Origin of the sequence: Gaoshiqia hydrogeniformans (assembly GCF_049347105.1) — a bacterium.
Lineage (GTDB): Bacteria > Bacteroidota > Bacteroidia > Bacteroidales > Prolixibacteraceae > Gaoshiqia > Gaoshiqia hydrogeniformans.
The window spans coordinates 518,635-531,040 of record NZ_CP186334.1 but is presented as its reverse complement, the minus strand read 5'-3'; the positions used below and the strand labels follow the sequence as shown (position 1 = coordinate 531,040).

13 protein-coding genes are annotated in these 12,406 nt (G+C 48.2%); all 13 read left to right on the top strand.

From position 1 onward, the window contains the following. The first annotated feature begins 139 nt into the window (after positions 1–139). The 13 genes from ACOIT5_RS02205 (at position 140) to ACOIT5_RS02145 (ending at position 12,207) form a co-directional block, all read left to right on the top strand. Positions 140–1,414, top strand: a complete 1,275-nt coding sequence (locus tag ACOIT5_RS02205; RefSeq protein WP_423128831.1) for a hypothetical protein — start codon at positions 140–142, stop codon at positions 1,412–1,414. Positions 1,415–1,425: 11 nt separating this feature from the next. After that, positions 1,426–2,748 carry a phenylacetate--CoA ligase family protein gene (locus ACOIT5_RS02200; protein WP_423128830.1) on the top strand — a complete coding sequence of 441 codons (1,323 nt, stop codon included), beginning with the start codon at positions 1,426–1,428 and terminating at the stop codon, positions 2,746–2,748. Positions 2,749–2,759: 11 nt separating this feature from the next. After that, complete coding sequence (locus ACOIT5_RS02195; protein ID WP_423128829.1) at positions 2,760–3,191, top strand: ACT domain-containing protein; 432 nt, start codon at positions 2,760–2,762, stop codon at positions 3,189–3,191. Positions 3,192–3,234: 43 nt separating this feature from the next. Further along, positions 3,235–3,414 carry a symporter small accessory protein gene (locus tag ACOIT5_RS02190; RefSeq protein WP_423128827.1) on the top strand — a complete coding sequence of 60 codons (180 nt, stop codon included), beginning with the start codon at positions 3,235–3,237 and terminating at the stop codon, positions 3,412–3,414. 9 nt (positions 3,415–3,423) lie between these two features. After that, positions 3,424–5,010 carry a sodium:solute symporter family protein gene (locus ACOIT5_RS02185; RefSeq protein ID WP_423128828.1) on the top strand — a complete coding sequence of 529 codons (1,587 nt, stop codon included), beginning with the start codon at positions 3,424–3,426 and terminating at the stop codon, positions 5,008–5,010. Between the two features lie 104 nt (positions 5,011–5,114). Then, positions 5,115–5,294, top strand: a complete 180-nt coding sequence (locus tag ACOIT5_RS02180; protein WP_423128827.1) for a symporter small accessory protein — start codon at positions 5,115–5,117, stop codon at positions 5,292–5,294. Between the two features lie 9 nt (positions 5,295–5,303). Further along, positions 5,304–6,890 (top strand): sodium:solute symporter family protein, encoded by a 1,587-nt coding sequence (locus ACOIT5_RS02175; protein WP_423128826.1) that lies wholly within the window; start codon positions 5,304–5,306, stop codon positions 6,888–6,890. A gap of 12 nt (positions 6,891–6,902) precedes the next feature. Next, positions 6,903–8,201: a phenylacetate--CoA ligase family protein gene (locus tag ACOIT5_RS02170; RefSeq protein WP_423128825.1), complete on the top strand. Its 1,299-nt coding sequence runs from the start codon at positions 6,903–6,905 to the stop codon at positions 8,199–8,201. Positions 8,202–8,213: 12 nt separating this feature from the next. After that, positions 8,214–8,642 carry an ACT domain-containing protein gene (locus ACOIT5_RS02165; RefSeq protein ID WP_423128824.1) on the top strand — a complete coding sequence of 143 codons (429 nt, stop codon included), beginning with the start codon at positions 8,214–8,216 and terminating at the stop codon, positions 8,640–8,642. 262 nt (positions 8,643–8,904) lie between these two features. Further along, positions 8,905–9,744 carry a prephenate dehydratase gene (locus ACOIT5_RS02160; protein ID WP_423128823.1) on the top strand — a complete coding sequence of 280 codons (840 nt, stop codon included), beginning with the start codon at positions 8,905–8,907 and terminating at the stop codon, positions 9,742–9,744. Positions 9,745–9,755: 11 nt separating this feature from the next. Next, complete coding sequence (locus ACOIT5_RS02155) at positions 9,756–10,286, top strand: flavodoxin (RefSeq protein WP_423128822.1); 531 nt, start codon at positions 9,756–9,758, stop codon at positions 10,284–10,286. Positions 10,287–10,312: 26 nt separating this feature from the next. After that, positions 10,313–11,623: a pyridoxal phosphate-dependent aminotransferase gene (locus ACOIT5_RS02150; RefSeq protein ID WP_423128821.1), complete on the top strand. Its 1,311-nt coding sequence runs from the start codon at positions 10,313–10,315 to the stop codon at positions 11,621–11,623. Positions 11,624–11,640: 17 nt separating this feature from the next. Continuing rightward, positions 11,641–12,207, top strand: coding sequence for a Crp/Fnr family transcriptional regulator (locus ACOIT5_RS02145; RefSeq protein ID WP_423128820.1), 567 nt, complete (start codon positions 11,641–11,643; stop codon positions 12,205–12,207). Positions 12,208–12,406 lie beyond the last annotated feature (199 nt).

Sequence of the window (12,406 nt, the reverse complement as noted above, 5' to 3'; positions counted from 1 at the left end):
TTGGTTCCCAATCAACTAAAATGACGCTGACTAACTTTCAAATACCGTTCTTCCTGAATCGTATTTTCATTCCCTGAGAGCAGTTGCGGCCATTTTGTTTCAGTTGGATGTTATTGCTCATAAAAAACCGAATGTCAACATGTTAAGAACTTTTTTGGGCGTGCTCTGCCTGCTCGTATGGGTTAACGGATTAGTTGCCCAGGAAAAAGCCGTTAATAACCCGAACCTTAATTTTTATGGTTTCATCCGTAACGAATTTTTTGTTGATACTTATAAAGGTCTTGATGCCGCTTATGAAGTATTTTATCTGGTACCCCTGTACGTCGGGAAGGATGCCAATGGTGAAGATATTAATCAACAGGCGAGTTCGTATTTGGCGGCTCTTGCATCGCGCCTTGGCGTTAAAATTGAAGGGCCTGAAATTTTTGGCGCCAAAACCAGCGGAAATATCGAGTTTGATTTTGGAGGTATTGTGAAATCTGAACCAACCTTATTTCGTATCCGGCATGCCAATATGGTTTTTTCATGGGAGAAATCACGGCTGTTGCTTGGCCAAACCTGGCATCCGTTCTGGGGAGGAGGTGTTTTTCCGACTGTTGCCGGACTGAATACCGGCGCCCCCTTCCAGGCATTCAGCCGTGCACCGCAAATACGCTACGATTTATTGGCCGGAAATTTCACCATAAGTGCCACGGCGGCTTATGAGAATCAATATGCGACCAAAGCGCTGGAATCGAGTAATTATGTTTCACCGAACCAGGCTCAGCGAAACGGAGTTTTGCCCGAACTCATCCTGTCGGCTGAATACCGCGGCAAGGGGCTGATTTTGGGGGCAGGAGCATTAAGTAAACGAATTAAACCGGCGATGACCACAACCGGAACAGCGGGGCTTTATAAATCGGACGAATACCTGACCAGCGCCGGGTTTATGGCTTATTTGGCTTACAAGACAAATAAACTGAACGTGACCGCCAAAGGATATTACGGACAAAATATGACCCACCTCACCTTCCTCGGCGGATACGGCGTAGCCTCGAAAGATGAATCAACCGGAGCGATGACCTATACCAATTTTACCAATTATACCAGCTTGCTGAATATTGTTTACGGGAAAAAGTGGCAGGCCGGGCTGATGCTGGGATATGGCGGAAACCTGGGCACGGCCGACCCCCTGTACCGGGACGAGGCTACAGGGAAAGCCATTACGGCAGGTTTGTTGCCCAATGTGATGGATATGGCCCGTGTTGCACCGAATCTGGCCTTAAATATTTCCAAACTCCGCTTTGTGGCTGAATATGAAATGACCACGGCGAATTACGGGGCAGGAAGCTTTGATTTTTCCGACGGGTTGTATAGTGAAAAACACCGGACAACCAACCATCGCGCCATATTGATGATGATGTACATGTTTTAATCAGAATGCTCATGTATTGGGAAAGAGAAATAGAGACCTTGTCGAAAGACGATTTAAAAAAACTACAGGTTAAAAGGCTGAAGGAAACCATCAACTGCGCGCTCAGATCGCCTTTTTATAACCAGGTATACCGGCAAAAAGGAATTTCTGCCGACCGCATAAAGAGGATAGAAGATATCCGTGAACTGCCGTTTACCACGAAACAAGACCTGCGCAACCATTTTCCCTATGGTTTTTTAAGTATGCCGAAGAAAGATATTATCCGCTTACACAGCTCCAGCGGTACAACAGGTAACCCAACGGTAATTTTTCATAACCGGCACGACATAAGCAGCTGGGCCAACCTGATGGCGCGCTCGCTTTATTGCGCCGGGATTCGCGATACCGATGTCTTTCAGAATATTTGCGGTTACGGACTATTTACCGGAGGTTTGGGTTTTCAGTACGGCATCGAACGCTTAGGTTGCCTGAGCATTCCGGCCGGCGCGGGGAACAGCCTGCGCCAGATCAAACTGATGCGTGATTACGGAACTACCGTTATTCATGCCATTCCCAGTTATTTGGGCCGTTTATATGAGGTGTTTCAGGCCGAAGGGCTTGATCCGAGGAAAGACACTGATTTGCGCATCTTCGTGATTGGCGCCGAACCTCACACCGAGGAACAACGCCATCGCATTGAAGAGATGTTTGGCGTAAAGGCATTCAACTCTTTCGGTTTATCCGAAATGAACGGACCTGGCGTGGCTTTCGAGTGTACTGAACAAAATGGTTTACACATTTGGGAAGATGCCTATATCGTCGAAATCCTCGATCCGGATACCCTGGAACCGGTGCCCGACGGCGAATTGGGCGAACTGGTAATGACGACCCTGGATCGTCAGGCGATGCCCTTGATTCGTTACCGCACCCGCGATCTCACCCGGATCATTCCCGGACCATGCGCCTGCGGCCGCACCCATGCCCGTCTTGACCGGATTGCCGGCCGCAGCGACGATATGTTCATCATAAAAGGATGTAACGTGTTCCCGATGCAGATAGAAGGTGTTTTGCTGCGAATTCCGGAAGTTGGTTCGGATTATCGTATTGTACTTGAGGAAATTAACGGAGCCGATGAAATGATTGTTGAGGTAGAAGTGAAAAAAGACTGGTTTACCGGCGATATTTCGCGACTGGATAAACTCAGCCGGACCATTACCAATCAAATACGGGATGAGGTTTTGGCTAAACCCCTGGTGAAGCTGGTTGAGCCAGGCACAATTCCTAAAACTGAGGGAAAAGCAATCCGGGTAATAGACAACCGGAAACGATCAGCGACAGCAATCAAGTTATCTTAAAAAATAAGATCATGGCCTATCATGTATCCATCTTTTTAGAAAATAAAACCGGTCATTTTGAGCGGGTTACCCGCGTGTTGAGAGACAATGGCATTAATATCCGTTCCATGACACTGACCCATACCGTGAGCGGATGGGGTATTTTGAACCTGTTGGTCAATAAACCCGAAAAAGCCTGTGAAGCGCTGAATGATGCCGGTTTATCGGCCGCTTTGCGTAAAGTGCTTGCTTTTGGCATGGAAGACCATCCGGGCGGTCTGGACGAGATTTTGATGAAAGTGGCTTCGGCCGGGATCAATATCCTGAACGCTTACGGGCGTGTGATCAGGCAAAACGAACAAGCCTTGTTGTTTATTGATGTGGATGATTACGATCAGGCGCTGGCGACTTTGGCCGCCGAAGGGCTTTATCCTTTAGCGGATAAACTGGTTTACGGGGAATAACAGGAATCTGAAACGAAAACAGAACCGAACTAAAATTTAAGATATGCTAGGAATTGACGATCCCGGAATTTACCTGGGCTATTTGCTGGCCCTGTTCAGTTTACTGGCCTGCATATGGTACGGGGCCAAAAACTGGAACAAAGGAGCAGAGCCCGGTCCCGACGAATTGAAACGCGACCTGGATTGGGAAGAACAGGAAGAAAAGATCAACGAACAACTTTAAACCAGACTTATGAACACGTTTACACTCGGACTCATTGTTGTTATTTATCTTTTGCTCATCGCCTACCTGGGCTATGTTGGATTCCGAAAGACTAAAACAGCCAAAGATTACCTGCTGGGCGGTCGCGAAATCCATCCTTTTGTGATGGCTGTTTCGTATGGGGCTACCTTTATTTCAACCTCGGCGATTATTGGTTTCGGGGGTATCTCAGCCGTATACGGCATGGGGATGATCTGGCTGACCTTTCTGAATATTTTTGTCGGGGTGTTTATCGCCTTCATTTTTTTCGGGCGCCGTACCCGGAAGATGGGCCATAACCTGGATGCCCACACCTTTCCCGAATTTATCGGGGCGCGTTTCGGTTCGAAAGGCATACAAATGCTCAGCGGGGCGATCATCTTTGTGGCTATGCCTTTGTATGCCGCCGTGGTGTTGATTGGCGGCGCCCGTTTTATCGAAAGTATTTTTCAGATCGACTTTGGCATTGCCCTGACCTTCTTTTCCGTGATTATTGCCGCTTATGTGGTGGCCGGAGGGCTGAAAGGGGTGATGTACACCGATGCTCTTCAGGGAGGGATCATGTTCCTGAGCCTGTTTTTCCTGCTTATCATGACTTACATTAAGCTGGGAGGAGTTAGCGGGGCGCACGAAGCGCTGACCGGCATGGCTAACCTGGTTCCGGACGGATTAAAGCAGCAGGGTCACCAGGGGTGGACTGCTTTTCCGGCGATGGGTTCGGCCTGGTGGTGGACCCTAACGACCAACCTGATCCTCGGTGTCGGCATCGGGGTATTGGCCCAGCCGCAACTGGTCGTCCGTTTTATGACCGTTAAAAGTAACCGCGAGTTAAACCGGGCGGTGCTGATTGGCGGTGTTTTTATTTTTGTCGTAACCGGTTTCGTTTATACCGTCGGGGCGCTGTCGAACCTGTACTTCTACCGCGAAGGCGGGCAACTGGCTATTGCTTCGGCCGGGGGCAATGTTGACCTGATCATCCCGAAATACCTGAATGCGGCCATGCCCGAGTGGTTTGTTTACTTGTTTATGCTGGCTTTATTGTCGGCAGGCATGTCAACCTTAAGTTCGCAGTTTCATACGATGGGAACATCCATTGGTCGGGATTTATTCGAGAACCTGTTTCCTGAAAAACAGATGAACAGCATGCTCATTACCCGGGTGGGCATTATCGTGGCCATCGTGGTGAGCATCCTGATCGGGTATCAGTTGCCCGAAGGCGTTGTTGCCCGCGGAACAGCCGTTTTCTTTGGCATTTGTGCCGCTACTTTCCTTCCGGCCTATTTTGCGGGTTTGTACTGGAAAGGCGCTACCAGGGCAGGGGTGAAGTGGAGCATGTGGGCGGGTTTGCTGTCGAGCTTGTTTATGCTGGTTTTTATGCACCGGAAAGAGTCGCAGCCGCTTGGAATTTGCCAGGCCCTGTTTGGGAAAGAGGTATTGGTTGAGCAATTTCCGTGGATGATCATTGATCCCATCGTGATTGCTTTACCAGTTTCAGCTGTCATCCTGGTTATTGTCAGCTTGTTTACCGAAAAGATTGATCAAAAACAGTTGGATGCCTGTTACGACGGCGTCCGGTAAAAAGAATTCAAATACAAGGGAATTTTGCGTTGACAGTTATCGTGTCGTTGCTGGAACAGGAAATGTCTTGAAACTAAAAACAGAACCGAACTAAAATTTAAAATATGCTAGGAATTGACGATCCCGGAATTTACCTGGGCTATTTGCTGGCCCTGTTCAGTTTACTGGCCTGCATATGGTACGGGGCCAAAAACTGGAATAAAGGAGCAGAGCCCGGTCCCGACGAATTGAAACGCGACCTGGATTGGGAAGAACAGGAAGAAAAGATCAACGAACAACTTTAAACCAGACTTATGAACACATTTACACTCGGACTCATTGTTGTTATTTATCTTTTGCTCATCGCCTACCTGGGCTATGTTGGATTCCGAAAGACTAAAACAGCCAAAGATTACCTGCTGGGCGGTCGCGAAATTCATCCGTTTGTGATGGCTGTTTCGTATGGGGCCACCTTTATTTCAACCTCGGCGATCATCGGTTTTGGCGGTATCTCAGCCGTATACGGTATGGGAATGATCTGGCTGACCTTTCTGAATATTTTTGTCGGGGTGTTTATTGCCTTTATTTTTTTCGGACGCCGTACCCGGAAGATGGGGCATAACCTGGATGCCCACACCTTTCCCGAATTTATCGGGGCGCGTTTCGGTTCGAAAGGCATACAAATGCTCAGCGGGGCGATCATTTTTGTAGCCATGCCTTTATATGCGGCTGTGGTGTTGATTGGCGGCGCCCGTTTTATCGAAAGTATTTTCCAGATTGACTTTGGCATTGCCCTGACCTTCTTTTCCGTGATAATTGCCGCTTACGTGGTGGCCGGGGGGTTGAAAGGGGTAATGTATACCGATGCGCTTCAGGGAGGAATTATGTTTTTGAGTCTGTTCTTCCTGCTTATCATGACTTACATTAATCTGGGAGGAGTTAGCGGTGCGCACGAAGCGCTGACCGGCATGGCCAGCCTGGTTCCGGAAAGTCTGCGGCAGCAGGGTCACCAGGGGTGGACTGCTTTCCCGGCGATGGGTTCGGCCTGGTGGTGGACTTTAACGACCAATCTGATCCTCGGTGTCGGCATCGGGGTATTGGCCCAGCCGCAGCTGGTCGTCCGTTTTATGACCGTTAAAAGTAACCGCGAGTTAAACCGGGGTGTACTGATCGGCGGTATTTTTATATTTGTGGCAACCGGCTTTGTATTTACCGTCGGGGCTTTATCGAACCTGTATTTTTACCGAGAAGGCGGGCAACTGGCTATTGCTTCGGCTGGCGGCAATGTTGACCTGATCATCCCGAAATACCTGAATGCCGCCATGCCCGAGTGGTTTGTTTACCTGTTTATGCTGGCTTTATTGTCGGCAGGCATGTCAACCTTAAGTTCGCAGTTTCACACGATGGGAACATCCATCGGTCGGGATTTATTCGAGAACCTGTTTCCTGAAAAACAGATGAACAGCATGCTCATTACCCGGGTGGGCATTATCGTGGCCATCGTGGTGAGTATCCTGATCGGGTACAAGTTGCCCGAAGGTGTTGTTGCCCGCGGAACGGCTGTTTTCTTTGGTATTTGTGCCGCTACTTTCCTTCCGGCCTATTTTGCGGGTTTGTACTGGAAACGCGCCACCAAATCAGGGGTGAAGTGGAGCATGTGGGCAGGTTTGCTGTCGAGCCTGTTTATGCTGGTTTTTATGCACCGGAAAGAGTCGCAGCCGCTTGGAATTTGCCAGGCCCTGTTTGGGAAAGAGGTATTGGTTGAGCAATTTCCCTGGATGATTATTGATCCCATCGTGATTGCTTTGCCTGTCTCAGCTGTCATCCTGGTTATTGTCAGCTTATTGACCGAAAAAATAGATCAAAAACAGTTGGACGCCTGTTATGACGGCGTCCGGTAAAAAGATATCGTTATGATTTGGAATGAGAAGATTGAATGCGCCAGCCGCGAAGAAATGAAGGCAATCCAATCGGAACGGCTGAAAGAAACCGTTCAGCGGATTTACCACAATGTGCCCGGTTACCGGAAGAAAATGCAGGACGCTGGTTTGGTGCCTGCCGATATTAAGTCGGTTGATGATTTGCCGAAACTGCCCTTCACCACCAAACAGGATTTGCGCGATAATTATCCTTTTGGCATGTTTACGGTGCCGATGAGCGAGATTATTCGTATCCATGCATCGTCGGGAACAACCGGAAAACCCACCGTGGTTGGCTATACCCGGAAAGATTTGAACAGTTGGTCGGAAGTGGTTACCCGGTCCTTGTGTATGGCCGGCGTCCATCAGAACGATATCGTTCAGGTAGCCTACGGTTACGGGTTATTTACCGGTGGATTGGGCCTGCACTACGGATGCGAAAACCTGGGGGCCTCGGTAATCCCGATCTCGGGAGGGAACACGCAGAAACAGCTGCAGTTGATGGAGGATTTCGGGACCACAGTGGTGGCCTGTACGCCTTCGTATTCCTTGTACCTGGCTGAAGCCATGCAGGAGGCCGGAATCAAAAAAGAAGACCTGAAGTTGCGCGTGGGTATTTTTGGCGCCGAACCGTGGACCGAAAATATGCGGAAAGAGATTGAAGCCAAGTTGGGCTTAAAAGCCATCGATATTTACGGATTGAGCGAAATCATCGGACCGGGTGTTTCGTGCGAATGCGAACACCAGTGTGGTATGCACATTAATGAGGATCACTTTATTCCGGAAATTATTCATCCCGAAACCCTCGAACCCATGCCTGCCGGCGAAGTGGGAGAGCTGGTGTTTACGACCATCACAAAAGAAGGGATTCCGCTGATCCGTTACCGGACCCGCGACCTGACCCGTTTGATTTACGATACATGCGATTGCGGAAGAACGTTGGTTCGCATGGAGAAATGCAAAGGACGAAGCGACGATATGCTGATTATTCGCGGGGTGAACGTCTTCCCCTCGCAAATTGAAAGTGTGCTGTTGGAGATGAGCGAAACCGAACCGCATTACCTGCTGATCGTTGAACGCGAAGGCAACCTGGATACGCTGAACCTCATGGTGGAAGTGCAGGAACAGTTCTTCTCCGATGAAATCAAACAACTGGAATCGCTTCGTAAAAAGATCACGCACAACATCCAAAGTACACTCGGCATTTCGGTGAGCGTAAAACTGGTTGAACCGAAAACCATCGAACGTACAGCGGGGAAAGCCAAACGTGTTATTGATAACCGTAAATTATAGGAGACCATTATCATGATCATCAAGCAATTGTCGGTATTTCTCGAAAATAAAACCGGAAGATTAAACGAAGTGGCCGGAATCCTGGGAGATGCCGGAATCAATATGTCGGCTTTCAGCGTGGCCGACACCTCCGAATTTGGAATTCTGCGCCTCATTGTATCCGATCCGGACAAAGCGCTCGATACGCTGAAAAGTGCGGGTTTTGCTGTCCGGCTCACCGAAGTGATTTGCCTTAGCAGCCCCAATGTGCCGGGGGCGCTGGCCAGGGCGTTGAATATTTTATCTTCCGAAGGCGTGTTCATCGAATACCTGTACGCGTTTTCGATGGATAAGCAGTCGGCCAACATCGTGCTGAAACCGGAAAACATTCAAAAATGTATCCGGGTTTTGCAGGAACATCAGTTGGAACTGGTAAAAGCAAGCGATTTGTACAAACTATAAGTGCATCCGCTTTCAGGCTAAAGATAAGGCGTATGCCAGGACCGGATGTAGATTCCGGCTTTCCTAAAGATCAACATTCGAACGGCTCAAACAATAGGATGAGGTAGCCCGGTTGCTTTATTCGCTTAGTTTAAAACGGGCGGATGCTTGTCTTTTTGTTAATTTTCGGGAAGCGATGGTTAAATCGTGAAACAGGCAGCCTGATTTTTGTGTAAATTGTCCCGGCTTAATCCCCCGGGATTTTAATTTTAGAAATAAAGGTATGAAGAAGATTGCTATTCAGGGAATTGCAGGTTCCTTTCACGAAGATGCTGCACGAAAATATTTTGGTGACGAAGAGATTGAAGTGGTGGAGTGCCGGTCTTTTCAGAGTGTTTGCGAATTAATTGATGCCGACAAGGTCGATATTGCCGTGATGGCCATCGAAAATACCATTGCCGGAAGTATTCTTCAAAACTATTCGCTCATCCGTGATTTTCACCTGCGTGTGATTGGCGAAACTTACGTTCATATCCAGATGAACCTGATGATGGTGCCCGGCGGTAAAAAGGAAGATATCAAAACCATTTATTCCCACCCTGTTGCCATCCGCCAGTGTGTGGAATACATCGAAAAGTATTTCCCCAATGCCAAAATTATTGAAAATCAGGATACGGCTAAGTCGGGTAAGTTACTGATTGAGGAAAACCTGACAGATGCCGCGGCTATCGGTAATTTGCGTACCGCCGAAATTTACGGGCTCGATGTGCTTGATACCGGGATTGAAACCAACAAGAAAAATTATACCCGTTTCTGGATTCTGGCCAAACAGGCCCGGGCGAACGGCGCCACCAACAAAGCGTCGCTTTGCTTCGAGGTGGGCCATTATTACGGCGCCCTGGCCCGCGTGTTAAATATTTTTGCCGATAATAAGATCAACCTGAATAAAATTCAGTCGGTTCCGATTGTGGGAAAACCAAACGAATACACCATGCACGTGGACGTTGAGTACGATTCGGAAGAAAATTACGAACGCGCCATCCATTTGGTGTTGAAAAATGTTTCCAGTTTGTCTATTTTAGGCGAATATGTTCGTGGAGAACTTGATATCACTAATCAGTAAAACATACAATTATGGATAAGATAGGATTGTTTTTTGGTCCGGAGAAAGGATCAGTTCATCGTGTTGCTGAGAAAGTAAAAACTGCCATTGGTGACAATTTGGTCGATCTTATTTCGGTTAACCGGGCAAGTGCGGCTGACCTGGAAAAGTATACAAAAATCATTTTTGGTATCTCCACCGTGGGGAAAGAAACCTGGGATTCTGAATACTCCAATACCGACTGGGCCCGGTTTTTCCCTGAAATCAGTAAAGTGGACTATTCTAACAAAACCATCGCCGTTTTTGGGCTGGGCGATCATGTGACCTATCCCGAACATTTTGTGAATGCAATGGGGGTTTTGGTCAAAGAAATCCTCAAAGAAAATGAAAACGTGAACCTCATCGGGCAGGTTGAACCCTCGGGCTACGAATTTGAAGACTCGGAAGCGCTGATCGGCGGAAAATTTGTTGGTTTACCCCTTGATGAAGATTTTGAACCGGAATTGACAGACGAACGCATTGCCGCCTGGCTTAGCTCGGTAAAAGCCGGTTTTGGTTTCTAAACGGCTCATCCATATTAAGTTGAATCATGAAAAATACACCCATCAATCAGGAACTGGTAACAAAAAACCTGAAACGCCTGAGAATTGAAGATGCCGGAAACGCATCAATCCGCGAAATTGTTGCCCTTGTTAATTTAATTGAAGAAGAAAGCCCGGAAAAGTTCATCCGGATGGAAATGGGCGTTCCCGGACTGCCGCCTGCCTCGGTAGGGGTCGAGGCCGAGATTGCCGCCCTGAAATTGGGTGTAGCATCGGTCTATCCGATGATTGACGGGATAAAACCGCTGAAAGAGGAAGCCTCCCGTTTTGTAAAACTGTTCATGGATATTGATGTGTCGCCTGCCGGCTGCATTCCGACTGTCGGATCGATGCAAGGCACCTATTCGGCTTTGCTGGTGGCCTCCAACCTCGATGTAAAAAAAGATACCGTGCTGTTTATCGATCCCGGTTTTCCGGTACAGAAACAGCAAATGATGGTGATGGGCTCTAAATACGAAAGCTTTGATATCTTCAACTATCGGGGCGAAAAACTTCGGGAAAAGCTGGAAAGCTTCCTGAGCAAAGGGCACATCAGCGCGCTGATCTATTCCAACCCGAATAATCCGAGCTGGATTTGCTTTACGGAAGACGAATTGCAGATTATCGGCGAAATGGCCAATAAGTACGATGTCATTGTACTCGAAGACCTGGCTTATTTCGCGATGGACTTCAGGAAAGACCTGTTTACGCCCGGAAATCCGCCTTATCAGTCAACCGTGGCCCGTTACACCGATCGGTTTGTCCTGTTTATTTCAAGCTCAAAAATATTCTCCTATGCCGGTCAGCGAATCGGCATCATGGTCATTTCCGACGCGCTGTATAACCGTGATTACGAAAAGCTGAAAACCCGTTTCCAAAGTAACAGCTTTGGAAACACCATTACCCTTCGCGTGCTTTACGCCATCTCGTCGGGAACCAGCCATTCCGGGCAATATGCCTTGGCAGCCATGTTTAAAGCCGCGAACGACGGGCAGTTCAATTTTGTGGAAGACGTAAAGGAATACGGCGAAAAAGCCAAAATTATGAAAAGCCTGTTTGTTGAAAACGGTTTCGAAATTGTTTACGGGAAAGATGGGGACGAGCCGATTGCCGATGGTTTTTACTTCACAATTGGTTACCCGGGCATGACCGGAGGCGAATTGCTGAGCCGGTTACTTTATTACGGGATCAGCGCCATTACTCTGAAAAACACGGGGAGCGAACTCGAGGGATTAAGGGCATGTGTGTCGCATGTAAAGCGCAGCCAATTCGACGAGTTGGAGAAACGCCTTAAACAATTTCATGCTGACTTTTCATAACGACAGAAAATTTTGACATGAATGAAAACAGTCTGGATTCGGGATATAAGCAAACGCTTGCCCGCCTGAAGGAATTTTTCGCGGCCCGGGAACCCGTTGTGCTGAAGAAGGGCGAAACCTTCATCGATTACGGCGAGCAAAACCGGAAACTGGGTATTCTGCTCAGCGGCTTGTTGTATGCCAGTTACACCGCCGAGAACGGGCAAGAGTGGATTTCCCGCTTTTATTACACCCCCGAAAACAGCATTGTGAGCAGTCATGAGACGTTTATGACCGGCAAAAAATCGGCCGAGTCAATCCGGGCCTACGAAGATTCGGAGTTGATTTGGATCGACCGGAGCGAGTACGAGGAATTGCTCGAACAAAACCCGAAACTGGAACGCATGGTACGCATTATGGCCGAAGAAAGTTATGTGCAGGCGCTCAGGCGGGTACATGCCCTGCAATCGCTTTCAGCTTCGCAACGGGTGCGTAATTTTGTAAAGGAACACAGTGAAATCGTGTCGCGGGTACAGCGTCAGCACGTCGCTTCTTACCTGGGAATACACCGGAATATCTTCACGCGCATCCTCAATAAACTTTGATTTCGCAACATTTGTTGCAGGCATCCTTTGATGATTGGGATAGTTTTGTGAGGGCCTGAAAATATCGGCGCATGAATTCAGGAAGTTCGGAGAAGGGAAAATGGGGATTGGTCATTGGATAATTGGTCATTGCAGTTTGCAGCTAAAAAGTACTTGAGTAAAACCACGACTGAAAACGGGTACAGAACACGGGTACTTT

What these genes read in the sequence shown, in the direction of transcription:
- ACOIT5_RS02200 (WP_423128830.1), top strand. Translation starts at nt 1,426, where the DNA reads ATGTATTGGGAAAGAGAAATAGAGACCTTGTCGAAAGACGATTTAAAA.
- ACOIT5_RS02160 (WP_423128823.1), top strand. Translation starts at nt 8,905, where the DNA reads ATGAAGAAGATTGCTATTCAGGGAATTGCAGGTTCCTTTCACGAAGAT.
- ACOIT5_RS02175 (WP_423128826.1), top strand. Translation starts at nt 5,304, where the DNA reads ATGAACACATTTACACTCGGACTCATTGTTGTTATTTATCTTTTGCTC.
- ACOIT5_RS02180 (WP_423128827.1), top strand. Translation starts at nt 5,115, where the DNA reads ATGCTAGGAATTGACGATCCCGGAATTTACCTGGGCTATTTGCTGGCC.
- ACOIT5_RS02205 (WP_423128831.1), top strand. Translation starts at nt 140, where the DNA reads ATGTTAAGAACTTTTTTGGGCGTGCTCTGCCTGCTCGTATGGGTTAAC.
- ACOIT5_RS02195 (WP_423128829.1), top strand. Translation starts at nt 2,760, where the DNA reads ATGGCCTATCATGTATCCATCTTTTTAGAAAATAAAACCGGTCATTTT.
- ACOIT5_RS02185 (WP_423128828.1), top strand. Translation starts at nt 3,424, where the DNA reads ATGAACACGTTTACACTCGGACTCATTGTTGTTATTTATCTTTTGCTC.
- ACOIT5_RS02170 (WP_423128825.1), top strand. Translation starts at nt 6,903, where the DNA reads ATGATTTGGAATGAGAAGATTGAATGCGCCAGCCGCGAAGAAATGAAG.
- ACOIT5_RS02190 (WP_423128827.1), top strand. Translation starts at nt 3,235, where the DNA reads ATGCTAGGAATTGACGATCCCGGAATTTACCTGGGCTATTTGCTGGCC.
- ACOIT5_RS02150 (WP_423128821.1), top strand. Translation starts at nt 10,313, where the DNA reads ATGAAAAATACACCCATCAATCAGGAACTGGTAACAAAAAACCTGAAA.
- ACOIT5_RS02165 (WP_423128824.1), top strand. Translation starts at nt 8,214, where the DNA reads ATGATCATCAAGCAATTGTCGGTATTTCTCGAAAATAAAACCGGAAGA.
- ACOIT5_RS02155 (WP_423128822.1), top strand. Translation starts at nt 9,756, where the DNA reads ATGGATAAGATAGGATTGTTTTTTGGTCCGGAGAAAGGATCAGTTCAT.
- ACOIT5_RS02145 (WP_423128820.1), top strand. Translation starts at nt 11,641, where the DNA reads ATGAATGAAAACAGTCTGGATTCGGGATATAAGCAAACGCTTGCCCGC.